The 581-nt window shown below is 75.2% G+C and carries 1 protein-coding gene; it reads right to left on the bottom strand.

Annotated features, from left to right (window positions below; all coding sequences use genetic code 11):
* Window positions 1-581 (bottom strand): LysM peptidoglycan-binding domain-containing protein (locus tag AC1DY2_RS20485; RefSeq protein WP_476764082.1); only part of this gene is annotated, 581 nt, incomplete at both ends.

Below are 581 nucleotides of genomic sequence, written 5' to 3'. Positions count from 1 at the left end.
GTCCGGAGGGAGAGCGGGTGCCGGGGACGGCGCTGCCGCGGGTGGCGCCGCCTCGCCGGCCGGACCGGCGAGCGGCAGCACGATCGCCTGACCCGGGAAGATGAGGCTCGACGAGCTGAGCCCGTTGGCACTGAGGACGTCCGCCAGCGTCAGCCCGTACGCGGCGGCGATGCCGCTGACCGTGTCTCCCTCCGCCACGACGTGGCGGGCGATCTCAGGGGCGACGGCGATCGGCGCCGGGACCGCATCGGGCGCGAGGCCGCCGGGCAACGCCAGTCGCTGGCCGGGGAAGATCAGGCTCGACCACCCCAGTCCGTTCGCCGCGAGCACCTCGGCGGTCGCGAGGCCGAATCGCTCGGCGATCCCGCTGATGGTGTCACCCTCCGCGACGACGTACTCGCCGGGTGCCTGCGCTGCGGCGGTGGCCCTCACCACCCGGTGCACGTCGGCGCCCTGGGCCCTCGGCTTCGCCTGCCGCTTGACCTGCGGTGGTGCCGCGTCGGCCGGCTGGGCGATGCCGAGCGTGACTGCCACGGTGCTCACGATCGCGATGGGCACCCCGAGGAGCACCCGGATGCCGC

This window comes from Agromyces sp. P1_H4, assembly GCF_056405255.1.
This window is presented reverse-complemented; position numbering and strand designations above follow the sequence as displayed.